The sequence below is a fragment of the Candidatus Njordibacter sp. Uisw_058 genome, assembly GCF_047730065.1.
Classification (GTDB): Bacteria; Pseudomonadota; Gammaproteobacteria; order Pseudomonadales; family Balneatricaceae; genus Njordibacter.
Genome location: NZ_CP159829.1, coordinates 970,001 through 995,298, shown reverse-complemented (window position 1 = coordinate 995,298; position 25,298 = coordinate 970,001). Strand labels below are relative to the sequence as shown.

Annotated in this window: 19 protein-coding genes and 2 rRNA genes (1 of these 21 cut by a window edge); 8 read left to right on the top strand and 13 right to left on the bottom strand. The window is 45.5% G+C overall.

The annotated features are described in order from the left end of the window. Nucleotides 1-19: 19 nt before the first annotated feature. Complete coding sequence (locus ABXT59_RS04560) at nucleotides 20-502, bottom strand: YajQ family cyclic di-GMP-binding protein (protein ID WP_443638021.1); 483 nt, start codon at nucleotides 500-502, stop codon at nucleotides 20-22. A 55-nt stretch (nucleotides 503-557) separates the two neighbouring features. Here ABXT59_RS04560 and ABXT59_RS04555 point away from each other — a divergent pair, with 55 nt between their 5' ends. The 5 genes from ABXT59_RS04555 (at nucleotide 558) to gcvA (ending at nucleotide 6,031) form a co-directional block, all read left to right on the top strand. Next, nucleotides 558-1,532, top strand: a complete 975-nt coding sequence (locus tag ABXT59_RS04555; RefSeq protein WP_443638020.1) for a ketopantoate reductase family protein — start codon at nucleotides 558-560, stop codon at nucleotides 1,530-1,532. Nucleotides 1,533-1,605: 73 nt separating this feature from the next. Continuing rightward, nucleotides 1,606-3,276 (top strand): thiamine pyrophosphate-binding protein, encoded by a 1,671-nt coding sequence (locus tag ABXT59_RS04550; RefSeq protein ID WP_443638019.1) that lies wholly within the window; start codon nucleotides 1,606-1,608, stop codon nucleotides 3,274-3,276. Nucleotides 3,277-3,388: 112 nt separating this feature from the next. Next, the gene (locus ABXT59_RS04545) at nucleotides 3,389-3,817 is read left to right on the top strand and encodes a GlcG/HbpS family heme-binding protein (RefSeq protein ID WP_443638018.1); all 429 of its coding nucleotides are present in this window, start codon (nucleotides 3,389-3,391) and stop codon (nucleotides 3,815-3,817) included. A gap of 43 nt (nucleotides 3,818-3,860) precedes the next feature. Then, on the top strand, nucleotides 3,861-5,039 hold the full coding sequence (locus ABXT59_RS04540; protein ID WP_443638017.1) for a M20 aminoacylase family protein: 1,179 nt from the start codon (nucleotides 3,861-3,863) through the stop codon (nucleotides 5,037-5,039). Between the two features lie 86 nt (nucleotides 5,040-5,125). Next, entirely contained in the window at nucleotides 5,126-6,031 is a 906-nt protein-coding gene (gene gcvA, locus ABXT59_RS04535) for a transcriptional regulator GcvA (protein ID WP_443638016.1), read from the top strand. Here gcvA and ABXT59_RS04530 read toward each other — a convergent pair. After that, the gene (locus tag ABXT59_RS04530; protein ID WP_443638015.1) at nucleotides 6,028-7,596 is read right to left on the bottom strand and encodes an alkaline phosphatase family protein; all 1,569 of its coding nucleotides are present in this window, start codon (nucleotides 7,594-7,596) and stop codon (nucleotides 6,028-6,030) included. The two genes, gcvA and ABXT59_RS04530, sit on opposite strands and share 4 nt — an antisense overlap. 271 nt (nucleotides 7,597-7,867) lie before the next feature. Between ABXT59_RS04530 and hisN the strand changes: the two genes are divergently transcribed. Then, entirely contained in the window at nucleotides 7,868-8,638 is a 771-nt protein-coding gene (gene hisN / locus ABXT59_RS04525) for a histidinol-phosphatase (protein WP_443638014.1), read from the top strand. A gap of 36 nt (nucleotides 8,639-8,674) precedes the next feature. Here hisN and ABXT59_RS04520 read toward each other — a convergent pair whose 3' ends face one another. The 8 genes from ABXT59_RS04520 to phnA all read right to left on the bottom strand — a co-directional run bounded on the left by ABXT59_RS04520 (nucleotide 8,675) and on the right by phnA (nucleotide 19,165). Then, nucleotides 8,675-9,670 carry an ABC transporter ATP-binding protein gene (locus ABXT59_RS04520; RefSeq protein WP_443638013.1) on the bottom strand — a complete coding sequence of 332 codons (996 nt, stop codon included), beginning with the start codon at nucleotides 9,668-9,670 and terminating at the stop codon, nucleotides 8,675-8,677. Between the two features lie 2 nt (nucleotides 9,671-9,672). Further along, nucleotides 9,673-10,674: an ABC transporter ATP-binding protein gene (locus tag ABXT59_RS04515; RefSeq protein WP_443638012.1), complete on the bottom strand. Its 1,002-nt coding sequence runs from the start codon at nucleotides 10,672-10,674 to the stop codon at nucleotides 9,673-9,675. After that, on the bottom strand, nucleotides 10,671-11,819 hold the full coding sequence (locus tag ABXT59_RS04510; RefSeq protein WP_443638011.1) for an ABC transporter permease: 1,149 nt from the start codon (nucleotides 11,817-11,819) through the stop codon (nucleotides 10,671-10,673). Before ABXT59_RS04510 ends, ABXT59_RS04515 begins: the two co-directional genes overlap by 4 nt. 5 nt (nucleotides 11,820-11,824) lie before the next feature. After that, on the bottom strand, nucleotides 11,825-12,829 hold the full coding sequence (locus ABXT59_RS04505; protein WP_443638010.1) for an ABC transporter permease: 1,005 nt from the start codon (nucleotides 12,827-12,829) through the stop codon (nucleotides 11,825-11,827). Nucleotides 12,830-12,932: 103 nt separating this feature from the next. Beyond that, the gene (locus ABXT59_RS04500) at nucleotides 12,933-14,981 is read right to left on the bottom strand and encodes an ABC transporter substrate-binding protein (protein WP_443638009.1); all 2,049 of its coding nucleotides are present in this window, start codon (nucleotides 14,979-14,981) and stop codon (nucleotides 12,933-12,935) included. A gap of 305 nt (nucleotides 14,982-15,286) precedes the next feature. Then, nucleotides 15,287-16,411 (bottom strand): 2-aminoethylphosphonate--pyruvate transaminase, encoded by a 1,125-nt coding sequence (gene phnW / locus ABXT59_RS04495; protein WP_443638008.1) that lies wholly within the window; start codon nucleotides 16,409-16,411, stop codon nucleotides 15,287-15,289. A gap of 42 nt (nucleotides 16,412-16,453) precedes the next feature. Next, the gene (phnY, locus tag ABXT59_RS04490) at nucleotides 16,454-17,905 is read right to left on the bottom strand and encodes a phosphonoacetaldehyde dehydrogenase (protein WP_443638007.1); all 1,452 of its coding nucleotides are present in this window, start codon (nucleotides 17,903-17,905) and stop codon (nucleotides 16,454-16,456) included. A 12-nt stretch (nucleotides 17,906-17,917) separates the two neighbouring features. Then, on the bottom strand, nucleotides 17,918-19,165 hold the full coding sequence (gene phnA, locus ABXT59_RS04485; RefSeq protein ID WP_443638006.1) for a phosphonoacetate hydrolase: 1,248 nt from the start codon (nucleotides 19,163-19,165) through the stop codon (nucleotides 17,918-17,920). Between the two features lie 149 nt (nucleotides 19,166-19,314). On the opposite strand from phnA, the gene ABXT59_RS04480 reads away from it, so the two are divergent. After that, the gene (locus ABXT59_RS04480) at nucleotides 19,315-20,172 is read left to right on the top strand and encodes a LysR substrate-binding domain-containing protein (protein ID WP_443638547.1); all 858 of its coding nucleotides are present in this window, start codon (nucleotides 19,315-19,317) and stop codon (nucleotides 20,170-20,172) included. Between the two features lie 24 nt (nucleotides 20,173-20,196). Here the strand turns inward: ABXT59_RS04480 and ABXT59_RS04475 are convergent, their stop codons facing one another. Next, nucleotides 20,197-21,009, bottom strand: a complete 813-nt coding sequence (locus ABXT59_RS04475; protein ID WP_443638004.1) for an IclR family transcriptional regulator — start codon at nucleotides 21,007-21,009, stop codon at nucleotides 20,197-20,199. Between the two features lie 271 nt (nucleotides 21,010-21,280). Here ABXT59_RS04475 and bhcA point away from each other — a divergent pair, with 271 nt between their 5' ends. Further along, on the top strand, nucleotides 21,281-22,447 hold the full coding sequence (gene bhcA, locus ABXT59_RS04470) for an L-aspartate--glyoxylate aminotransferase BhcA (protein WP_443638002.1): 1,167 nt from the start codon (nucleotides 21,281-21,283) through the stop codon (nucleotides 22,445-22,447). A 138-nt stretch (nucleotides 22,448-22,585) separates the two neighbouring features. Here bhcA and rrf read toward each other — a convergent pair. Next, nucleotides 22,586-22,701: ribosomal RNA gene (rrf, locus tag ABXT59_RS04465) — 5S ribosomal RNA — on the bottom strand. 157 nt (nucleotides 22,702-22,858) lie between these two features. Next, nucleotides 22,859-25,298: ribosomal RNA gene (locus tag ABXT59_RS04460) — 23S ribosomal RNA — on the bottom strand; it runs 449 nt beyond the window's last position.

The following is a 25,298-nucleotide window of genomic DNA, read 5'->3' as shown; positions in this document are numbered from 1 at the left end:
TGGGCACTCAACATCACTATTAATCTCTGAAGTTATTAAACTGCAGTGGTAAATCAAACTCACCTTCACGCAAGCTGGCAATCGCTTCTTGCAAATCGTCACGTTTTTTGCCAGTTACCCTGACCTGCTCACCCTGAACTTGGCTCTGCACTTTGAGTTTTTTCTCTTTTAAGAACTTCACCACTTTCTTAGCCAGTTCTTTATCTAAACCTGTACGCATCAAAACTACCTGACGGCTTTTCATGTTCGTGGTTTCTGGGTCTTTAACCTCTAAACAACGAATGTCGACACCTCGTTTGATGAGCTTTTCATGTAATATAGGTAACATCTGTTGCAGTTGGAACTCTACGTCAGCATGCATGGTGACCAGATCTTCACCTTGTTCAAAACGTGCATTAGTGCCTTTAAAGTCATATCGTGTGATGACTTCACGGTTAGCTTGATCTAAGGCATTAGACACTTCATGGCTGTCGAGTTCTGAAACCACATCAAATGATGGCATTAGTAAATTCCTTTGTTAAAATACAGTACAACTCTTAATAGTAATATTGTAACCCATGACCCGTCCTCCATCCTACCCTTGGCACATTTGTGGTGTCGGAGCCATTGGCAGCCTTTGGGCCAGCGCCCTGACCCACCGCGGATTCCGCGTCACTTTGCTATTAAAAGACGCGGCTCAACTGGCTCAATACCAAAAACTTGGTGGCGTACGGGTGACCGAAGGTAAATACCTAAGCTTTGTAAAAGCTGAAGCTTTGGTGCCCAGCAACCGCCTTGATACTAAAATTAAACACCTTTTAGTTTGCTGTAAATCCTACGCCACTTTAGAAGCCATTATGCCATGGCGACAGCACTTAGCTGATGACGCCCACATTATCTTGTTACAAAATGGTATGGGCAATGCCCAAGCGTTGCAACGAGCATTACCCAAAGCTAATATTTATTGCGCCACTACTACCGATGGTGCCTGGCGCAAAGGACCATTTGACGTGGTTCGTGCGGGTAAGGGTGAAACCTTCATTGGGAGTTTTAGTGACCATTTGTTGGCTGCTGAAATTCCCAACTTTATTGTCAACTTGCTTGCCATCAAGCCGAATAATGAAAACCAACAAGACCAACCACCGCTGCTAAATATTGCGTGGCATACAGACATTCGTACGCCAATGTGGCACAAACTAGCCATTAACAGTGTAATTAATGCGCTCACTGCCATCTATCAATGTGCCAATGGTGAACTCATTAATCATCCTCAGGGTCGACCGAGGTTGCAGCAGTTGTGTATAGAAACTCAAGATGTCATGGCCCGTTTAGGCATCGCCCCAATGGGTCAAGGATTACTGAAAACTGCATTACGAATTTTGCAGCAAACTGCGCTCAATAAATCATCCATGTTGCAAGACTGCCAAGCAGGCAGACCAACAGAAGTTGAGGCCATCAACCACTATATTATTGAACAAGGTGCCCTTTATCATTTACCCTGTGCAGGCCATAAGCAAGTTTGTGAAGACTTGAGACGCATATGTGTAAGTTAAGGCTTGCCAAAAAATAGCCTTAGATGCCTACTAAAAAGCACTAAAACGCCTGCAACACAGACAAAGGAAAATTATGACAGCTTCGATTAAATCAGGTGGTGCGCTTATTGTAGATGCCCTTGAAGCCCATGGTGTAAAACAGCTTTTTTGTGTGCCAGGTGAAAGTTATCTAGAGGTGCTGGACGCCTTACACGACAGTTCTATTGTCGCCACTAGTGCTCGCCAAGAAGGTGGTGCTGCCATGATGGCAGAAGCCTGGGGCAAGCTTCATGGTACACCTGGTATTTGTTTTGTCACACGAGGACCTGGGGCAACTAATGCGAGTGCTGGCATCCATGTGGCGCAGCAAGACTCCACTCCCATGATTTTATTTATTGGCCAAATAAATAGTCAGTTACGTCATAGAGAAGCTTTTCAAGAAGTGGACTACGGACGATATCTGGGGAGCATGGCCAAGTGGGTAGCCGAAATAGATTCTCCAGATCGCATTATCGAAATGGTAAGCAGAGCTTGGTCTGTAGCCACCAGTGGACGCCCTGGCCCTGTGGTACTCGTCTTACCAGAGGACACCTTATCAGGCACAGCCATCAGTACTAAAATCAAACCCTTTGAAGTTTTAGAAACTTACCCTAGTTCAGCAGATTTACAGCACCTGGCTCACCTGATCGAGCAAGCGAATAAACCCATCATTATTATGGGAGGGAGTCGCTGGGATGCAGATTCAGTGGCTCACATAGAGGCTTTTGTAGAAAGGTTTAAGGTGCCAGTGGCGTGTTCGTTCCGACGCCAAATGTTGTTTAACCATAATCACCCCAACTATGCTGGCGATGTAGGCTTAGGCATAAATCCTGATTTAAAATCGGCCATTAGCGATGCCGATTTAGTCATTCTCATGGGTGGGCGTTTTTCAGAGGTGCCATCACAAAATTATCAATTACTGGGTGTCCATGATACCCAACAACAACTGATTCATATCCACGCCTCAGCTGAAGAACTCGGCCGAGTGTACCGTGCCGATTTAGCCATCCATGCCAGCCCAAAAGCATTAGCAAAGGGGCTTTCTCAATTGAGCCCCACTCAAAAAACGACGCCAGAACGTTTTGATCACTTGGCGCGATGCCACAAAAACTACCAGAACTGGTCGAGTCTACCCACTGAAGCCCATCCTGGTGAGGTACAGATGCCAGCCATCATGGCGCACCTAGCAACGTCCTTGCCTAAAAATGCCATTATAACCAACGGCGCAGGCAACTATGCCACATGGATTCACCGCTTTTGGAAGTTTTCTGAATATGGCACCCAACTGGCGCCCACCAGTGGCTCTATGGGCTATGGCTTACCCGCTGCTGTCGCTGCAAAAATGGCTTTCCCCAATAAAACAGTCATTGCTTTTGCTGGCGATGGTTGTTTTCAAATGACCATGCAAGAATTTGGTACTGCCGTGCAAGAAAATGCAGCCATTGTGCTATTGGTTATCGACAATGGCATGTATGGCACCATTCGCATGCACCAAGAACTGCATTTTCCTGATCGCATAAGTGTGACTAACTTGGTTAATCCAGACTTTTGTGCCTTAGCAAAAGCCTATGGTGCTTATGCCTTCCAAGTGACTAACAGTGACCAATTTCCTCAAGCTTTAAGCACAGCAATAGCGGCAAAAAAACCAGCCTTAATTCATATAAAACTCGACCCCCAAGCCCTCACCCCAAGCAAGACCCTTAACCAAATTCGTGATGGCGCATAGTATTTATAAATTGTGAGTATCATGCTTTAGTCTAATAAAAATGAGTAATAAACTAATATTCACCCAATAAATCGGCTATGATCCTTCGACTTTAATCTATTGGAATCAAATTATGGCTGAATTATCGTTAAGTCGCTCAAAACGAATCATTAATGCCACCTTTGTCAAAGGTAAGGCACTTGGACTCAACCCTTTATCTGTTGTGGTGTTGGATACCGGTGGCCATGTCAAAGCTTTTGAACGCCAAGACGGTGCTTCACCAGGGCGTTTTGCAGTTGCCCAAGCTAAGGCTTATGGTGTGGTTATGCTAGGCATGCCAGGCAGTGCACAGATGGCTCGAGCTGAGTCTCAACCGTATTTTATTGTCACCGCTAATGCCGCTTTGGATGGCAAAATGATTCCTGTACCAGGCGGTGTATTGATCCAAAACGAGCGTGGTCAAACACTGGGAGCGCTCGGTGTAACAGGTGATAGCTCAGACAATGATTTAATTGCAGCAGTAGCTGGTATTGAAGCAACGGGGCTAGTGGCGAAAGGATAAATATGCCATCATTAAGGTTCTGATTTCTACTTAAAACACACCAATGACACAACTCCTCAAAACCTCAAAAGACCAGATGAAAGTCTGGCGTCACCATTTGCATCAACACCCAGAAACCGAATTTTCAGTATTTGATACGGCTGCCCTTGTGGTACAAAAGCTGACCGAGTTTGGCCTAGTCGTCCACGAGGGTATTGGTAAAATAGGGATCGTTGGACAGTTAACTAAGGGCACATCTAACCAAGCCATCGGTTTGCGCGCAGACATGGATGCACTCGCTATCCAAGAACAAAATGAATTTTCTCATAAATCACTCAACGACGGATGCATGCATGCCTGTGGTCACGATGGCCATACGAGTATGTTGTTAGGAGCGGCCCAAGAGTTAGCGGCACATGGTGACTTTGATGGCACGGTCTATTTTGTATTCCAGCCCGATGAAGAACATGGTGCAGGTGCTCAGGCCATGATTGATGATGGTTTGTTTGAGCGCTTCCCTATGCAGGCCATCTATGGACTGCATAATATGCCTGGCATGGCAGCAGGTCACATGTCTATGAATTCAGGTGGCGTAATGGCCAGTGAAGATAATTTTAAAATTGTCGTTAAAGGTCGAGGTGGTCATGCTTCTCAGCCCCATCACCACATTGATCCATTAGTCATTGGTGCTGAAATATTACTCGCACTGCAAACCATCGTGGCACGTAGCATTGGCCCGGAGCATCAAGCTGTGGTGTCGGCTACAGAGTTCGTTACCGACGGTGCAGTAAACGTTATTCCAAGCACCGTCACTATTACAGGTGATTGTCGCAGCTTCTCTGAACCTGTGCAGGATTTGATAGAAGCGCGCATGGGGCAATTAGTGGCAGGTATTTGTCAGGCCCATGGTGCCGAACATGAATTTATCTACGACCGCGTGTTTTGGGCAACCATTAACAGCGAGAAGGAAACCCAATCAGCGGGTAAAGCAGCGGTAGCCTTATTGGGGCAGGAACAAGTCGACTTAGCATGTCGCCCAAAGTCGATCTCTGAAGACTTTTCCAGCATGTTGCGGGTGAAAGATGGGTGTTATGTGTTTTTGGGCAATGGCATTGATAGCGTTGGTGGGTGCATGCTGCACAATCCCCACTACGATTTTAATGACGATGTTTTGGAAACAGGTGCCGCTTATTGGGTCACTTTAGTGCAACAAGAATTAGCTGCAGACGCATTGGTAGACTAACAAATCCGTAATGATTAAAGTGTCGGTATGATCATTGATGCAACGCTTTTAAAACTAATACGATAATTGTCTATATGAACCGTAGAATGCCTCCGTTAAACGCTCTTAAAGCCTTTGAAGCAGCCGCGCGCCTTTTAAGTTTTACTGCAGCTTCGGCCGAGCTAAATGTAACCCAAGCAGCTATTAGTCACCAAGTAAGAACCTTAGAGACATACCTAGGCCTAGCACTGTTTAACCGCGCTCATCAACGTCTCTCGCTAACCAATGCAGGCAAATCATATTTGCCTATGCTAACTAAGTCCTTCGACCTTATCAGCCAGGGTTATAAAGAAATCATTACTGATAGGAAATCTTTTCGCCTTAACATCAAGGCTCCTTCATCATTTTCTGTGCAATGGTTGTTGCCTAGAATAGCGAACTACCAGCGGCAACACCCTGGTATAGACGTGCATTTATCTGCGCAAGATAACGACATCAATTTTTTTCCAGAAGCGTTTGATATCGAAATCCAATACTTTTTGGAACCTTGCACCAACAGTCACAGCACATTGCTTTTTGCAGAAGAGATATTTCCTGTCTGTAGTCCCGAATTACTGGCTGGCCCCCAACCCTTATTACAACCATCAGACCTAGCCAAACACAGGTTACTGCATATCAATTTTTACCCAGAGGATTGGGCAATGTGGTTAGACCACGCTGGTGTGAGCCATATCAATGCTGACGAAGGCCATCGCTTTGATCAGTCCATGCTCACGTTAAAAGCCGCCAAACATGGTGCGGGCATCGCTTTAGGCCGATCCCCTATCGTTAATCACAAGCTCGCCAACGGTACACTAGTGGAACCTTTCAATATCCGTTTACCCAGCCAAGGTGGCTACTGGCTCACTACCAAATCTGACTTAGCCACCTGCTCCCACGTCGCTGACTTTAATGACTGGTTGTTACAAGAATGTGATGCAGATGAAAGCACCGGCACTAGCAGTCCAAACTAACGCGGTTGCGTGTTCCGGTCTTCAGTAAGGCGCTGAGTTGGACCATCTTGATGGAAAAGCCAACCCGTCAAACTGCGGTCATTATTTCGCATATGCCAATTGAGCATCTTTTGCGCATAGCCTAGCATCACCTCAGTATAATCAGGGTGTCCAGCTAAATTATTGAGTTCATCTGGGTCATTGCGAAGGTCAAACAACAGCGCAGGCAACTGGTTAAAGTGCACGTATTTATAATTATAGTCTCGTATCACTGCCAAAGAACACTCATCTAAAGACAGCCCAAAACGTTGTTCTGGCTTGCCTTGCACTACATCACGAAAATCATATTCCCAATGCACACAGGTGCGCCAGGCAAAGTCAGCATTAGATTCTAGAAATGGTCGCAGGCTGAGGCCATCACATTGCACTGGAGGCACGGCCCCTAAAAGATCTAAAATAGTGGGCATCAAATCAATATTTTCGCTAAACTGTGACACTTGAACGCCCCGGCTTTGATCCCATTTTGAACCGGGTGCACGAATAATTAGAGGTATATGGTAGGACTGGTCAAAAAAACCTGACTTGCCTAATAAATAATGATCACCCAGTTGTTCTCCATGATCAGAACTAAATACGATCAGCGTATTTTCCAGCAATCCTCGCTCGGTTAAAAAATCTAACAAACGTCCCATTTGAGCATCTACTTCGGTCATCATAGCGTAGTAAGTGGTTTTAAGTTGCTGTAAATCTTGTTCACTAATGTTGGGCGCAAGAGACTCACCGTAGCTCGACTTTCGTGCCAACGATGAATCAATTATAAATTTAACATAGGGATGCTGAGCCTTTTCTTGGCTGATACTTGAATGGCGTATAGGTACCTCAGGCTCAGCAGATCGATAAAGGCTATGAAAAGGTTCAGGAACTAAAAAAGGTGGGTGAGGCCGCAGCCACGAAAGGTGCACAAACCAAGGTTCATCCTTCTGAGCATCGATGTACTGCATCACTTTTTCATTAAGAAAGGCAGTTTCTGAGTGCTCAGCAGAGTAGGGTGCAGGCAGGTAACCTACCCCGCGCTTATCTTGCCTATTTTGATCATCAAACTGATGATAAATATCCTCACATTGAGGGTCTTCTGGGGTCGAGTAGCCTTTATCTGCTAACCACTGCACCCAAGGAAGCGGTGCTTCAGTTAAACCTTGTCCTAACCGATAACCAGGCAGTTCTGTTTCGTAGGTAGTGCGCCTAGGATCATTTTCGGCTAGATCACGGGGATCAAGTGCAGTATCAGTGTAGCCAAATAAAACAGGATCGAAACCACATTTGCGTGCCTCCTGAGCAATGTTGGTAAAACGCCTGTCCAAGGGCGTACCATTGCCACAAACACGGTGGTTTTTTAGATACATGCCAGTATGAATTGAAGCTCGCGAGGGGCTGCACGGGGCTGATTGAGCATAATGCTGAGAAAATAACACCCCAGATGCAGCTAGTTTATCTAAGTTAGGTGTTTGCACCACCGGATGACCTAAAGCTGAGAGACAACTACCACGCCATTGGTCAGCGGTAATGAATAATACATTTTTAATCATGCTCAGCTTTACTCCAATTTAATATTTTCTGGCCACGCATAATATAAACCACAGTAGGTCTTTACGTCATCAAATATTCATAATAACGCTGATGAAATATATTAATAGAGACCACAACACGACATCAAAAATAACCCTTTAAAAACGCATATTCACCGCTATATTACCTATTCTAATTTGCACCATAAGATATTCACGCTTGACCCTTCACGCAAAAACACCGAGCATATGAGTAGAATCATACTATTGTTAAATTCTTTGGTTAACTATCATGAAAAAGCTTTTTTTGAGCACTATTGAAGATGCATTGAAGCAATCTAGAGCCACCATAAAAGGCTATTACCGGCAGCGCATTATCGTTGAGTCTAAAGCCGACGCTAGTCCTGTGACAGAAGCAGATCGAAAAGTAGAAAGCCAGATTCGCCATATCATTAGCCAACGTCACCCAGACCATAGCATCATAGGTGAAGAGCACGGAACCCATCATAATTTGGCCGATTACACCTGGGTCATTGATCCCATTGATGGGACTAAAAGTTTTATTTCCGGCATGCCAACCTTTGGCACCTTAATTGGTATCACTCACCATCAACAGCCCAAGATTGGGGTCATTGATATGCCCATGCTGGATGAGCGTTGGATTGGCACTATCGATGAGAACACGACCTTCAATGGGGAAATCTGCACCACCTCAAACGTCCAACAACTGGTCCAAGCAACACTCTACTGCACTGAACCTAGCATGTTTAATGCGACCCAATTGGACAAATTTGAACAATTGAGTGATTCAGTTTACCTACATCGGTTTGGAGGAGATTGTTACAATTATGGATTGTTAGCTTCTGGACAAATCGATTTGGTGGTCGAAGGCAGCCTACACTATTACGACATCATGGCGTTAATACCTGTGATAGAGGGTGCTGGAGGCGTTATTACCGATTGGCAGGGTGAGAAACTGCAAGATGGCTGGGATGGCCTAGTGGTAGCTGCAGCAACGCCTGAACTGCATCAAGCTGCGTTAGACGTGCTTAATGAATTTTAATTGAAGCTGCAGACTATTAACCCTGCTTGGTCATCGCTACATCAATTCTTGCCATCGATGGCATGCCACATTATGCTCATCACCCACACTTTCTAATTGAGGCTCATCACGCCGACAAATATCAACGGCATGAGGGCATCTTGTTTGAAATTTGCATCCCGGAGGTGGATTAGTGGGTGATGGAATTTCACCTTCTAGTTTTTGTGCCAGATTCTTTGCATCAGGATCGAGAGAAGGAATTGCAGACAATAAAGCCTTCGTATAGGGGTGGCAAGGATTATTGAACAATTCACGGGTCGGTGCGGTTTCTACCAAACGGCCAAAATACATCACTGCAACGTGATCACAAATATGTGCGACAACACTCAAGTCATGGCTAATGAATAAAAATGTTAGGCCCATCTCCTGCTGAATTTCTTTTAACAAATTCAGCACATCGGCTTGGATGGAGACATCAAGTGCTGCAACACTTTCATCAGCGACTACAAATTTAGGCTCAGATACCAGCGCACGTGCGATGGAAATGCGTTGTCGTTGACCACCAGAAAAGGCATGAGGGAAACGGCGCAAGTGTTCAAGATTCAAACGACATTTAGCAGCAATTTCCCGCACTCTTTTGTCTGTTTCTTCTCGTGATGAAGTAAGCTGCATGATCTCAAGGGGCTCAGCAATAATGTCCCTAACAGTCATGCGTGGACTCAAAGCCGCATAAGGGTCTTGAAAAATTAATTGTGCCCGAGTGCGGTAATCCTTAAGCTCTTTCGAACTCATATTGGACAGACTATAGTTAACCTCACCATCATTAAAATTAACAACGCCGCTGGTGATGGGTGCGGCCTTTAACATAGCTCTACCTAAGGTTGTTTTGCCTGAACCTGATTCGCCAACCAAACCAAAAAAACTTCCCTTTGTGATATTTAGAGTGACATTTTCAACGGCCCGCACAACTGGCTTAGGACCTAATAATTTACCTCCACTAATAGGGTAGTGAACAGACACATTGGTAGCAGAAATTAACGTATCTCGCTTCATTTTTAAGTTCCTTTCTGGTCTTGCTGGTAGATGTGGCAAGCCACCATATGGTCATGGGAGATGGGAGTGAACTCAGGTATTTCAGCACTGCATTGGGAACCCAAAAACTGGCTACAGCGAGTATTGAAAACACAGCCATTGGGACGTTCTAAAGGTGATGGTATATCCCCTGGAATGGGTGTTAATGGCGAGTCTAAATCATCTAATCTAGGCAAAGCCTGTATTAATCCCTGAGTATATGGGTGGGACGGATTACCAATAACCTGACGAACAGGGCCTTTTTCGACTACTCGTCCAAGGTACATGACCGCTACCGAATCTGCAGTTTGGGCAATAACGCCCAGATCGTGGGTAATAAACACAATACCCATACCAAAATCTTTCACTAGATCCTTCATCAGATCTATCACTTGCGCTTGAATGGTTACGTCCAAGGCCGTTGTCGGTTCATCAGCAATAAGTAACTTAGGATTAGTAGACAACGCCATCGCTATCATTGCCCTTTGGCGCATACCGCCAGACAACTCGAACGCATATTGCTTAAATCGGGTGCTGGCATCCGAAATTCCAACTCTGTTAAGCATCTCTATAGAGACTTCTTGAGCCTTAAGGGCACTCATGCTGGTGTGGATCAATAACTGCTCCACCATTTGAGCACCAATGGTAATGGCTGGAGCAAAGCTAGCCATGGGCTCTTGAAAGATCATGGAAATAGCTCCACCACGCACAATTTGCAACTCTTTGGCTGTACTCAAGGACATGATATCCACTGGTCCATCAGCCAAATTTAGGCTTATTTTAGTGTTTTGGCCATAGATTGCATTACTCGCATTGAGCTTCATCAAGGCCTTAGCTGTGACTGATTTTCCAGAACCACTTTCGCCCACCAAACCCATGATTTCCCCAGCTTCTAGGCTAAATGATACGTCATCAACAGCCGTTATACGGCCTTCATCCGTATCGAAATCAAGGGTTAGATTTTCTACATCAAGTAAACGTGTCATTTATTAGTATCCGCATAAGGGTCAGCAGCATCGCGTAAACCATCACCTACAAAAACAAACGCTAGCACCAAAACAATGAAAAATATGACTGGGATAAAGTACCACTGATAATTTAATAGAACATCAGCACTGGTCACGTTTTGTAGCATGACACCTAACGAGTTAACAGGGTCTTTCAGGCCCAGCCCTATAAAACTTAGTGCAGTTTCAGACAAAATCATATATGGGAAGGAAATCACTAAATCCACAATAATATAACTAGTGAAACTAGGCAACAGATGTCGCCGGATCACATGACTTGGAGAGGCTCCACACAGCTGTGCTGCCAGAACATATTCTTGATTTCGTTCGCTAAGCAGGTGTGTGCGAATGCGTCGTGCCAATGTCGTCCAGCCAATCAAACCAAGCACGAGCGAGATGAAGAAAAACCTTTCCTCTGAGCTCCACGTGTCAGGGACGAATGCAGCCAATGCCATGAACAAAGGAATATTGGGAATAGTCCTTACTGTATCTGTTACCATTTGCAGAACGGAATCTATTTTTCCACCATAATAGCCTGAGACCCCACCAATAAGTAAAGCCAAAAAAAATGCAATCAAAACACCAATGGTGCCAACAGCCATCGAAGTGTTAACGGCTGTAAGAGTCCTAGAGAAAATATCCTTGCCTGTCGAGTCAGTGCCAAAAATATGGATCTGCCCCTTATCAACACCATACAGATGACGGTCAAATTTGATCCCAAGGAAGGTGTATTCCATACCCTCACTGAAGAAGGTCACATAACGACGATCCTCTAAGCCTGTTTTTTCCTCACTCACCCAGCGAAAGTTAGTTTTGAATGAGCGAGTCCGCTCATAGGTGTAAATAAACGGCCGCAAAGAACAACCATTATCGTCACAAAAAGAGGGCACCTGAGGTGCACCGTTTAAATAGTCCTTATCGCGCCCTGCGATCGAAGCATCATAAGGGGTCAAAAAAGGAGAAAATATACCAGAGAGTATGAGTATGATTAGAACCCAGGCACCTGCCAAAGCTGATTTATTTCGTTTAAACCTCTGCCATATCAGCTGCCCTTGAGAAGCAGTAAAATAGGCTTCTTTGAGTTTTTGATCTGCAGCCAGGGATGTATCTGTAATATTGCTCATATCCGTTACCCTACAATGCTGCGGCGAATGCGCGGATCAGTCAGCGCAAGAATAATGTCAGTCACAAAGTTAAGCGCCACAATACTGGCCGTAAGCATAAAAATGATAGCCCCAGCAAGTTGTTGGTCGTTTGAACGAGCCAGAGCCTCAATTAACAAAGAGCCGGCCTCCGTTAGGGTTAAAATGAGTGCAACGATGGGCAACTCGTTAAATATACGATTAAGATCAAACCCTACTGAGTTGATAATAGGGCTAAGCGCATGTCGTGCTGGATAACGCATTAATAAACGGCTACCAGAGACGCCTCGCGCTGATGCTGCAGTCACATAAAGCTTCCCTATTTCATCTGACATTAGGGCCCGCACCGTTTGGATTGCAAATGCTGTCGCCGACCAGCCAAGGATAAAGATGGGCAGCCAAGCATGGCCTAAAAAGTCCAACACACGATCTGTAGACCAAGCAGCATCACGGTATTCCTTCGAAAATAGGCCCGTCAAACTGTCGCCAAAGTAGACTGTAGAGAACAACATAATCATCAAGGCCAACAAAAAGTTAGGTAATGCCAAGCCCAGGTAACTCACCAGGCGTAAGGAGTTATTCAAAACTGCATTTTTAGACGTTGCTGCAATTATCCCAACAGGAATTGCAATAAGGTAAGCAAGCAGCAGAGCAGATAAGCAAAGTCCAAGACTTAGCCAAAACTTTTGCCCCAAAAGTTGGGCGATATCGACGCGAAGTATGCAGCTGTTGCCAAATTCGCCTTGAAAGGCGTTGATAATCCATGAGCCCCAGCGCTGAATATAGGGTTGGTCTAAACCTAGGCGAACACGTTCTACTTGGATGTCTTCCGGCGTAATCACGGATCCCTGAGAGTTCTTAAATGCCACATACCGCTCGGCACAATCGGCTGGAACAAGCTCCATCAGAGTAAAAACGATAAACGAAACCATCACTAGGGTGAGGATCGCTAACATAGCTCTGATGGCAAAAAATTTGGAGAACTGCAACATGTTGGAATATATCCACAGAGAATTGGTTCGGGCTATTTTAGCCCATTAAAAATCCGCAGACAGTCAATACTGCCCGCGGATTTGTCGTTTCAGAGTAATTGGTTTACTCGTCCAACCACCACTGTGACGCACGGTACGGATAGGTCCGGTAGTACGCATAAGACTGAGTTTTAAAGTCAGCAAAGTTCTGCAGTTTGTTGGTGCGATAAATTGGCGCAACAGCTTTCACAGTGCCAATGAACAACAGGTTATCAACCACCGTTTTAACAAGAGCTTCACCAATTTTGTTAGACTCATCAGAGCCAGCAATGGCAGACTGGAAGGCATTGATGCCGTCCATAGAGTCGTAGACCCACTGAGGTGGTTTCACACCTTCAGCTCCATTGGTATCAACATACTGTCCCCACAACATACCTGATGTGTGGTTAAAGTAGTTGTCAAACGGGGGTTGAAACAGCTCTGAAATACCCAGTATAACAGCAAGGGGCTGGCCCTTCGCGTAGTAGGTAACATCAAGGCTGTTAGAAGATTGTGCAGAACGATATTCGTCCGTTGTCACTTCCTTAACAGTGTTGTTGATACCAACGTCACGCCAGTTTTGTCCCGTCACCTCAACTAGCTTGAGAGATCCACCTTGCGTAGCAATCTGCATATTTAATACCAAAGGATCACCGTTTGGTAATTCACGCATTCCATCGCCATCTACATCTAGCATTCCCATTTCATCTAGCAGAGCATTAGCCATATCTGGATCATACTGCGCGTATGATTGCTCCATTTCTTTACTAATAAAGCTAGGTGAAGGTGCGAATGCGGTGTACTGCTGAGGTGTACCAAGACCGAAGTAGACCACTTCATTGATCTCCGCACGGTTCATTGCAACTGACATCGCTTGACGGAAACGCAAATCACCAAACACTTTACGTTTCTCCATATTGTCTGACGTCACATTGAACGAAAAGGTACTCATGGCAATCTCAGGCCTTAGCTCAACTGTAAAATCACCCTTTTCCTGATTTTCAAGGAGTAATGGTGCGTAATCGAGGTTCAGCGACTGAGACTTATAGTCAACTTCAGAGTTAACTAACTTCAGAAGACGAACTTCCCGCTCACCCACATACAACTCGTCCTGTTCATTGATGTATGGCAGCTGATTACCCGCTGTATCAATCTGGAAGTAATAAGGATTAGCAACTAAATGGCGCCCTTCCGTATTTTCTCGAGTGATAATATGGCTCTCTAGGGTTGGCATAGTATCTGCGGGCATTCCTGCAACTTGCTCAGGAGCAGACAGCAGTGGAGATGGGGTATCCATCCAATCAGAGTTACCATAGTAACTTTTGATCACAGCATAACCATTTTCAAAGCCTAGGGACTTTGCTAGCGCATCCGCACCAGGGTTTACGTCCGGATGGAACTGACCAAGAAAGTGCTTAGGCTGGAAGCCCTGCGCATAATGGTTAGCAAAGTGCGACAGTAGACCAGGTTTTGGGCTTGGAAGGTTGAACTGAATTGTTTGGGGATTAAGCACAACAAGGTTCATTACTTCGCCACCAACAAGAACGTAATCCTTTGGCTTTTCACGAACATTAGCGTCTGTGGCTAGGTGGTCATACCAGAACTTCACGTCATGAGCAGTGAACGGTGCTCCGTCTGACCACTTATGACCTTTGCGCAAAAAGAACGTCAACTGTGTGAAATCGTCGTTCCATTCCCAACCTTTGGCAATCATCGGAACAATGGTTGTCAAGTCGTCAGAATATCTTAGCAGGTTAACGTGGCGGGTTGACATAAAATCAGAGGTGCCTGATTCTGTTGCGTTTGACAGGGCATCTAACGTTCCACCATAAGAGCCAATGGAATCATAAGGAGCTACTACCAATGGTTCTGAAGGTATGCGCTGAGTTAGCGAAGGTAACGCTTTATTACCTCTAATAGTAGCATTGAGTGCGGCAGCTTGTGGGTTACCGTTTAAGGTCACGCTACAGTTGCCGATAGACTCAAATTCAGCTAATTCATATTGCTGTGGGAAAGCACCTTGGCCGACACCCATAGGGTCAGCCACTGTGGCAGGCGGGCAACTCGCCGCAGTTGCGACGCCACTCACCACCAAGGCAAGTATGCTAGCTGCAGGGTAGATGAAATTCTTCATAGTTATTCCTTTTTTTTGTTTTAAAGTACTATCTTATAGTTAAGCTTGGTATTCATAGATCAGACTATACCAACATCAATGTACCAGATTAATGTTACAGTAATATGAAGTCGTAATGGGAAATTGTTAACAAACAACCAAACCATTAACCTCTTTTAAATATCGCTGCAGTGGCTAACTCATTGATACTTTTGTGCGTATTAAACGTAATTCTTTAAGTTATACCTTTATGTCACCTCACCTTACCTTAATTGAACGAATACAAAACTGCAATTGGAAATTAATAATAGCACTGGTGATTTACACTAATCATCTTTCCAATACATAGCAGTTTCTATTGCCTTAATAAATTTATCTAAATCACTTGGCCAGACGTCTCCTATGGTCCCTATGCGAAAACAGTCCGCTTTTGAGACCTTTCCAGGATAGATCACAAATCCCTTGAGCTTGAGTAGGTCATACAACCTTTTAAAATTATAATCAGCATGCTGAGGGCTATAAAAGGAGGTTATTATAGATGACTGTAATTTAGCATCCAGTAAACATTCAAAACCCAAACGCTGCATGCCCGTAACTAGAGTGCGCTGGTTTTCGTAATACCGCTGCTGTCTAGCACCTACTCCCCCCTCCGCTTCAAGTTCCTTCAAAGCCTCCGCAAAAGCCCGCACCACATGGGTAGGTGATGTGAAACGCCACTTACCTTGATTATCCTCCATACACCGCCATTGATCATATAAATCAAGACTCACAGAACGAGAGCGATTGGCTATGGCATTCATACTTGAATGTTTGGCCAGTACAAAACCAAACCCGGGCACGCCTTGAATACATTTATTAGCGCTGCTGATCAAAAAATCAATGTGTAGCTCTGCCATGTCAATGGCTGTGCCTCCAAAACTACTCATAGCATCAACAATGAAAACCTTGTTGTGTTTATGGGCAATTTCGCCAATCTCTGTCAGTGGATTAAGCATACCTGTTGTCGTTTCGCAGTGAACCATAGCTATGTGGGTGATCTGCTCATCTTGTAGCAGCAACTTCGAGAGCGCCTGTGGATCAGGGGGAGCTAACTCCCCACTATCGATATCGATAGTATTGATACCCAACTTATTAGCTATTTGAACAATTCTACGGCCATACTCACCATTGACTAACACCACCAATTTTCCATCTTCTGGTATTACTGAGCCAATCGTCGATTCCACACTGAAGGTGCCACTACCCTGCATTAAAGTGGCCGTATAGCCTGACTGAGAGGTGGCTAGCCTTACTAATTGACTGCGTATTTGCTGAACAATTTGATTGTAATCGTTATCCCAAGTACACCAATCTCGTAGCATTTTTTGCTTCACCGACTGGGTCGTAGAGAGCGGCCCTGGGGTTAACAACAAGTACGGATTTTCGATCTTGTTAATCTCTTTAGCTTGCATAAATAGCCTCCAGACTCAGTCTTGCAAAGGTACAGGCGTTAATCACCAAGGGAGTGAATAGGTTTTTAAATTGGTGTAGCTCTTCATCGCTTCAATAACACCCTCTTTATAACCCATGCCTGAATCTTTGATACCACCAAAAGGTGACATTTCTATGCGATAGCCTGGCACTTCCCAAATATTCACGGTGCCTGTGTCAAGCTCCTCAATGAACCGTTGAATGTAGTCCCAACGATTAGTACAAACCCCGTCTGACAGACCAAAGGCTGTGGAATTAGCTACGGCAATAGCCTCATCGATATCTTTAACTCGAATCACTGGAATGGGTGGGCCAAAGGTTTCTTCTTGCACCAGCTCACAGGTATAGGGCACATTATCCAATACCGTAGGTGAATATAAAGCGCCTTGTCGGTCATCGCCATAGAGCAGCTGAGCTCCTTGTCCAATGGCATCATGCACCCGTTGCTGGAATAACTTAGCTGAAGCTTCATTGATCACTGTACCCAAATCCGTAGCTGGATCCATGGGGTCGCCATATTTTATCTTGCGGGCTTTTTGCACTAATAATGCAACAAAATCATCCGCCACTGAGTCAATGCAAATAATACGTTTGACCGCTGTGCAGCGTTGGCCAGAGTTTTTAGTTGCCCCAGCTACAGCTAATTCAGCCGCTTTATCTAGGTCGGCATCTTCCATCACAATCAAGGGTGAATTACCGCCTAATTCAAGCACATGGCGCTTATACCCTGCATTTTTCGCAATGTGTTTACCAACAGGAACCCCTCCTGTAAAGGTAATCAGTTCTATGTGTTCATTAGCGATCATCTCGTCACCAATGTCCTCAGGTAAACCAGTCACCATCGATAACATTTCCACTGGCAAACCTGCCTCATACAGAATATCAGCTAACAGCAGCGGCGTTAGCGGGGTTAATTCTGTGGGCTTGCAAACTACACAATTATTGGTTGCGATAGCAGGAGCTATTTTGTGCGCCACCATATTGAGTGGGTGGTTAAAAGGAGTGATGGCAGAAATCACCCTTAATGGCTGACGTAGAGTGAATATTTTTCGTTGTTTCCCGTGCGGGGTCAGGTCGCATGAAAAGACTTGGCTATCATCCTGAATACACATTTGTCCAGCAAGCATAAACACATCATAAGCCCGCCCTACTTCATATAATGAGTCCTTTTTACACAGCCCAGTTTCCAACGTAATTAGATCAGAAATTTCGTCTTTCCTGCCATCAAGGGCTATTGCTGTACGGAATAATATTTGTTGTCGTTCATAACGTGTCAGTTTAGATTTATAAGTGGCACCTATGGCAAAAGCTTCAGCGACCTGAGCACGGCTAGCTCTAGGCACTGTTCCAATTACTTGGTTGGTATAGGGGTAGTGCACATTTAGGGTTTTACCCGTATCACCAGCCACTTTCTGTCCCGCAATACGCATGAGTTCATGACGTACTTCTGGTAAAGCTCGATTAATTGTATTCATTTTCTTTGGCTCCTAGCCCTGCGCATGGTTAAGCACAACATTATATATATCAAAATTACGCAGGCGTTTGTCAGCATCTAAACCACTCACAGTTTGACTCACAATTAAAGGCACGCATTGTTCTGAAATACCTCCATGGGATCGCAAAGGAACATCTAAACCAGATAAATCATGACGCTCAGAGGTAGTGCCCAATACCTTGTTTTTGCTACTGACAACAATTAAGTCTCCCATGCGGTCTCTAGGTAAACCAAACTTCTCACACCCTGCTGCATTATCAAGGGCACTTTCAATACCTTCCATCGCCTGCAGGTGGGCCGACACCTTGGCCCTATGCTCTGGCTTAATATAAACCGTAGCAAAGGAACCTAAAGCGCCATGATGCACTACATAAGGATCAGTAATTGGCAATATTACTCGGGCTTCATTAACGCCTAACATCGCATCTAACTCAGTTTGCAAATAGATCACATCAGGATCCCCATCGACGTCATGTTTAAGATTCATGCCATGATCCGCAGTGAGGGCAATACGAGCACCTAAACCTTCTAATTGAGCAAAATAACCATCCATCATGGCATAGAACGCATTAGCACCAGCGCTGCCTGGGGCAAACTTGTGCTGAATATAGTCCGTTGTTGACAAGTACATAATGTCTGGACGCATGGTGTCCATTAGTTTCACACCCGCAGCAAAAATAAACTCAGAAAGTTCAGCGCTGTAAACTGAGGGCACTTCCTTGCCAACAAGGTCGACGACTCCTTCAATACCGTGCTCAGAAAGACTAGCCACATCCGCTTTTTCTGACGAAAAACACACGCCAGAGCCATCACCAAAGGTGAGACCATGGCCCAGCATTTTGCGCAGTTTATCTTTAGCCGTAACGATAACAACTTTGGCTCCTGCCTCCTGAAAGGCACTAAACAAGGTCCCTACACGCAGCAAGTGTGGTTCGTTCATCATCACTTCGCGATCATTTTCTGCATCGTAATAAAAGTTGCCACAAATGCCATGTATCGAAGGTTCCACACCCGTTGCAATTGACATGTTGTTGGGGTTGGTAAAGCTTGGCACCACACAATCACAACGTAGATCAGACCCTTGCCCATTAATAATTTTCTCAGTCCAAGGCATCATTCCTGCCTTCACTGCTTCCTCAATGTAAGCGGGTTCAGAGCCATCAATACAAACGGCTACTACTGGCCTATCTGGCCATTTATAGGACCGCCCATTTACTTTAATATCTTGTTTCCCTGTCATAAGTCCTTCTTTTGGTGTTGAAATATTAGTAGTATAAGTTTCTTATCAAGAATTTAATAAAACACTTTCTTAAGTATTCACAAAAGTGTAAAACATAGGCAATATAAAGATCAAGTCGATATTTTGTATATTAGATATAGGAATTATCTATTAATCATTCACATTTAAAGGCCTTTCATGCAGTTGCTATGCAAGGCAGCTTTACTAAAGCAGCGGCCAGCCTGAATCTCACCCAACCTACCCTGTCAGATCATGTCAGAGGTTTAGAAGACCGTTATGGTGTTAAGTTATTCAAGCGCCATGGACGGGGTGTTATTGTGACGGCTATGGGCCGGGCGTTATTAGAAATGACTCGAAAACAACATGCAACAGAAGTTGAAATGGAACAGTTACTGTCTAGTTCTCGTGGCATGTTAAGTGGGCACCTTCGCATTGCCGCTGACAGTCCGTTTTTAATTATGCCTTTGGTTAAAGACTTCGCAAGCCAACACCCTAGTATTAAAGTCGCGATAGATTTTGGCAATACGCAATGGGTCTCCCAACAGCTTATTGAAGGCCACTTTGACATAGGTATTATGCCTGAGCCAAGTCATCATGAACGCTTGGTATCCACTCCTTTTCGTCAAGATGAAATTATTTTTTTCGTTAGTACAGTTCACCCATGGGCGAAGCGCCGAAATGTGGCTCTGAGGGAGATAGAAGATCAGCGACTCATTATTCGAGAAACAGGTTCTTACACGCGCTCCTTGTTTGAACAAGAATTACGCCGTCAAAATATTATCAGCCAGCAGGTACTGGAAATCGGTAGTAGTGAAGGCTTACGAGAAGCAGTTGCATTGGGGTTGGGCGTAGGCATTATACAGGCTGGTGAGCTAACTTTAGATCAGCGTATACAGCCGGTAAATATACGCAACACCAAGCTGAAGGTAATCGAACATTTAGTGTGTTTAAAAGAAGCCAAGTTAGTACCGGTAATTAAAGCCTTTATTGAGAAAATAATACCGTAATAATTAGGGATATGAAGTTTTTCACTATACCTTGCCACCTAAGGTTAACGTCACTAAATCTGCAGCAGCTTTAACTTTAAGCCCAATTACTGCGACTTGTAGAGGATCAAAACGCACACTCGGCCCTGATACAGAAATGCCACCTACTAAGTCACCGTGGGCATTGCGGATTGCTGCGCCCACGCAACTCATACCTTCATAGCGTTCTTCTTGGTCATAAGACCAACCCCGTTTAGCGGTGTCTGCTAAATCTGTATAAAGTTCGGCAGGTGTTGACAAGGTTTTGGGGGTATATTTGGGCAAGCCAGCACTGTGGAGCATGGCCTCTAATCTACGTCTGGGCATTTGTGCTAATAAGGCCTTCCCAATGCCAGAGGAGTGCATTAAAGCCCGCGTCCCTGCACTGAAGAAAGCTCGAATTGGATTCGTGGTCTCTACCTGTGCCACAAACACGACTTCAGCATTGTCCATCACTGCCAAATTTGCAGTCTCACCGGTAATTTCCATGAGGTCTCTTAAAGGCCCCCGCGCAGCTTCCAACAGATTGGTTCTGGACAGATAAGCGCTGCCTACGCGAAAAGCCTCAAGACCCACGTGCCATAGTTGAGTATTCTCATCAAAGTCTACAAAGTCATGCTGTTGCAGTGTCATCAACAGCCGATGGGCGCTGGAGGCAGGCATACCCACCTGTAGCGCCAAGTCACTTAAACTGACAGCATTATGCTGGGCTAAGGCTTGGAGTAACAATATGCCTCGTTCTAAGGCTTGCACTGTTGACACATTGGCATCAGGCACCACAGACCTTGGTCGACCTCGACCCCGTTTAACATCATTCATGCCAGTCTCCTATTAAACCGTATCATTTGTATGCTTGAGATATCACCAAGCTTTAGCTTCGCTACCGATAAATATAATGATAAACCACAGTCAACATGGATAAATTTATTTTCCATAGCTAATTTATTATTAATTATGAAATATTATAACTCTATATTTTTCAATAATTTATTTATTTTAAAGCCTTATGGAATAATTTTCCAATAAAATTGTTTAATAGTCGTTTTGGCTTCAAAATGAGTCTTAAATAAATTAAATAAAGGTCTTTTTCATGCGCCATCAGAATCCCATCTTCATCCCAGGGCCCACTAACACACCCGATGTTTTAAAAGCGGCCATGTCAGTCAGTAATTTTGACCATCGTGCTGCCGATTTTGCAGATGACTATATGCCTTTACTTAACGACCTGAAGAAAATATTTAAAACAGACACAGGTCAGGTATTATTATTTTCTGCGACTGGAACTGGAGGTTGGGAAGGCGCGATTAGCAACACTCTATGTGCCGGTGACAAGGTACTCATTGCTTGCTATGGCATGTTTAGCCAACGTTGGATTGATCTTTGTCAGCGTTTTGGCTTAGATGTTGAAGTGGTAGATTGTGAATGGGGTACTGGAGCGCCGGTTGAAGAATTCGCGCGGCGCTTAAAAGCTGATCAGCAAGGTGAGATTAAAGCGGTGCTGGTCACCCACAACGAGACAGCGACCGCAGTCAAAAGTGACGTGCATGGGGTTCGCAAGGCCATTGATGACGCCAACCACAGTGCCTTGTTAATGGTCGATGCAGTAAGTTCACTGGCCAGCATGGACTTTCAAATGGATGCTTGGGGAGTAGATGTAGCCATCACAGGTGCTCAGAAAGGCTTCATGTTAAATACTGGCCTTGCCATAGTGGGAGTGAGCCCTAAGGCTATGGCAGCAACCCAAACTGCAACCTTGCCCCGCTGTTTCTTCGACTTTAACGACATGGCCAACGCTAATAAGATTGGCAGTTACCCTTACACTCCACCTTTGCAACTGTTCAGTGGTTTAAAGGCCAGTGTTGAACTGTTATTAAACGAAGGTATGGATAACGTTAATGCACGCCATCATCGTATAGCACAGGGCATCAGAGCTGCAGTCAAAGCTTGGGGCCTTGAGTTATGCGCCAAAAATCCTGAGCTATATTCTGATACGGTTACAGCCATCATGGTGCCTGAAGGCAAAGATGCCAACTTAGTTACTCAACACGCTTATGAAGCCTATGGTGTATCTTTTGGCGGCGGCTTAGGAAAAATGGCGGGCAAGCTATTTCGCATTGGCCATTTAGGGGCGATGACCGATGTTATGGCTTTATCTGGCATCGCAGCTGCAGAGATGACCATGGTAGACCTAGGGTATGACATTGATTTAGGTAGTGGAGTAGCCGCAGCACAGCGAGTTTACCAGCGCGGTTTATAGGCCCGTTATCATCCAGTACTTGCTAGCGTGTGTTTTTTAGCACGCTCTTTCTAGCGTTTTTGTCCTAGCACGCACTTTCAAGCGCCCAATAAAAAAGCCCCAGTGCGTGAGCATTGAGGCTTTCTTATTAAATGAGGTGCTTGGCGATGACCTACTCTCACATGGGGAAACCCCACACTACCATCGGCGCTAAAACGTTTCACTTCTGAGTTCGGAATGGGGTCAGGTGGTTCCATCTCGCTATGGTCGCCAAGCAAAAAAGGTGAATGAAGATCAATCAATCCTACAATCAATCTACATCCTTGAATCTGTGATATCCACTGTCTAGGTCCTACATCATGCGCTTATCAAGCACTTATCCTTCGTAAACTTAATCGTACTTCTTCGCTTGTACAACGCTTTTGGCGTTATATGGTCAAGCCTCACGAGCAATTAGTATTGGTTAGCTCAACACGTTACCGTGCTTACACACCCAACCTATCAACGTCCTAGTCTTGAACGGCTCTTTAGGGACTTAAAGTCCTGTGAGATCTCATCTTGAAGGGGGCTTCCCGCTTAGATGCTTTCAGCGGTTATCCTGTCCGAACGTAGCTACCCGGCAATGCCACTGGCGTGACAACCGGAACACCAGAGGTTCGTTCACTCCGGTCCTCTCGTACTAGGAGCAACTCTTCTCAAATCTCAAACGTCCACGGCAGATAGGGACCGAACTGTCTCACGACGTTCTAAACCCAGCTCGCGTACCACTTTAAATGGCGAACAGCCATACCCTTGGGACCGGCTTCAGCCCCAGGATGTGATGAGCCGACATCGAGGTGCCAAACACCGCCGTCGATGTGAACTCTTGGGCGGTATCAGCCTGTTATCCCCGGAGTACCTTTTATCCGTTGAGCGATGGCCCTTCCATTCAGAACCACCGGATCACTATGACCTACTTTCGTATCTGCTCGACGTGTCTGTCTCGCAGTTAAGCATGCTTATGCCATTGCACTAACCTCATGATTTCCGACCATGATTAGCATACCTTCGTGCTCCTCCGTTACTCTTTGGGAGGAGACCGCCCCAGTCAAACTACCCACCACACAGTGTCCTCGATCCGGATTACGGACCTGAGTTAGAACCTCAAACATACCAGGGTGGTATTTCAAGTTTGGCTCCACTGAGACTAGCGTCCCAGTTTCAAAGCCTCCCACCTATCCTACACAAATAGGTTCAAAGTTCACTGTGAAGCTATAGTAAAGGTTCACGGGGTCTTTCCGTCTAGCCGCGGATACACTGCATCTTAACAGCGATTTCAATTTCACTGAGTCTCGGGTGGAGACAGTGTGGCCGTCGTTACGCCATTCGTGCAGGTCGGAACTTACCCGACAAGGAATTTCGCTACCTTAGGACCGTTATAGTTACGGCCGCCGTTTACCGGGGCTTCGATCAAGAGCTTCGCCGAAGCTAACCCCATCAATTAACCTTCCGGCACCGGGCAGGCGTCACACCGTATACGTCCACTTTCGTGTTTGCACAGTGCTGTGTTTTTAATAAACAGTCGCAGCCACCTGGTATCTTCGGCCGCCAACAGCTTAGGGAGCAAGTCCCATCACCATCAGCGGCGTACCTTCTCCCGAAGTTACGGTACCATTTTGCCTAGTTCCTTCACCCGAGTTCTCTCAAGCGCCTTGGTATTCTCTACCTGACCACCTGTGTCGGTTTGGGGTACGGTCACTCAATATCTGATGCTTAGAAGCTTTTCCTGGAAGCATGGCATCAACCACTTCAGTCCTAATGGACCTCGTCATCACGCCTCAGCCTTAAAAAATCCCGGATTTACCTAAGATTTAAGCCTACACGCTTAAACGCGGACAACCAACGCCGCGCTGGACTAGCCTTCTCCGTCCCTCCTTCGCAATATTGAGTGGTGCAGGAATATTAACCTGCTTCCCATCGACTACGCTCTTCAGCCTCGCCTTAGGGGCCGACTCACCCTACCCTGATTAGCATTGGATAGGAAACCTTGGTCTTCCGGCGGGGGAGCTTTTCACTCCCCTTATCGTTACTCATGTCAGCATTCGCACTTCTGATACCTCCAGGATGCCTCTCAGCTTTCCCTTCAACGGCCTACAGAACGCTCCTCTACCACGCATGCAAGCATGCGTCCGTAGCTTCGGTGTATAGTTTGAGCCCCGTTATATCTTCCGCGCAGGCCGATTCGACTAGTGAGCTATTACGCTTTCTTTAAAGGATGGCTGCTTCTAAGCCAACCTCCTAGCTGTCTAAACCTTCCCACATCGTTTCCCACTTAACTATAACTTTGGGACCTTAGCTGACGGTCTGGGTTGTTTCCCTTTCCACGACGGACGTTAGCACCCGCCGTGTGTCTCCCGTGATTGCACTCATTGGTATTCGGAGTTTGCATCGGGTTGGTAAGTCGGGATGACCCCCTAGCCGAAACAGTGCTCTACCCCCAATGGTGAGACACGAGGCGCTACCTAAATAGCTTTCGAGGAGAACCAGCTATCTCCGGGCTTGATTAGCCTTTCACTCCGACCCACAGCTCATCCCCGCATTTTTCAACATACGTGGGTTCGGTCCTCCAGTTGATGTTACTCAACCTTCAACCTGGCCATGGGTAGATCGCCCGGTTTCGGGTCTAATCCTAGCAACTATACGCCCTATTAAGACTCGGTTTCCCTACGCCTCCCCTATTCGGTTAAGCTTGCTACTAAAATTAAGTCGCTGACCCATTATACAAAAGGTACGCAGTCACCGAATAAATCGGCTCCCACTGCTTGTACGTACACGGTTTCAGGATCTATTTCACTCCCCTCACAGGGGTTCTTTTCGCCTTTCCCTCACGGTA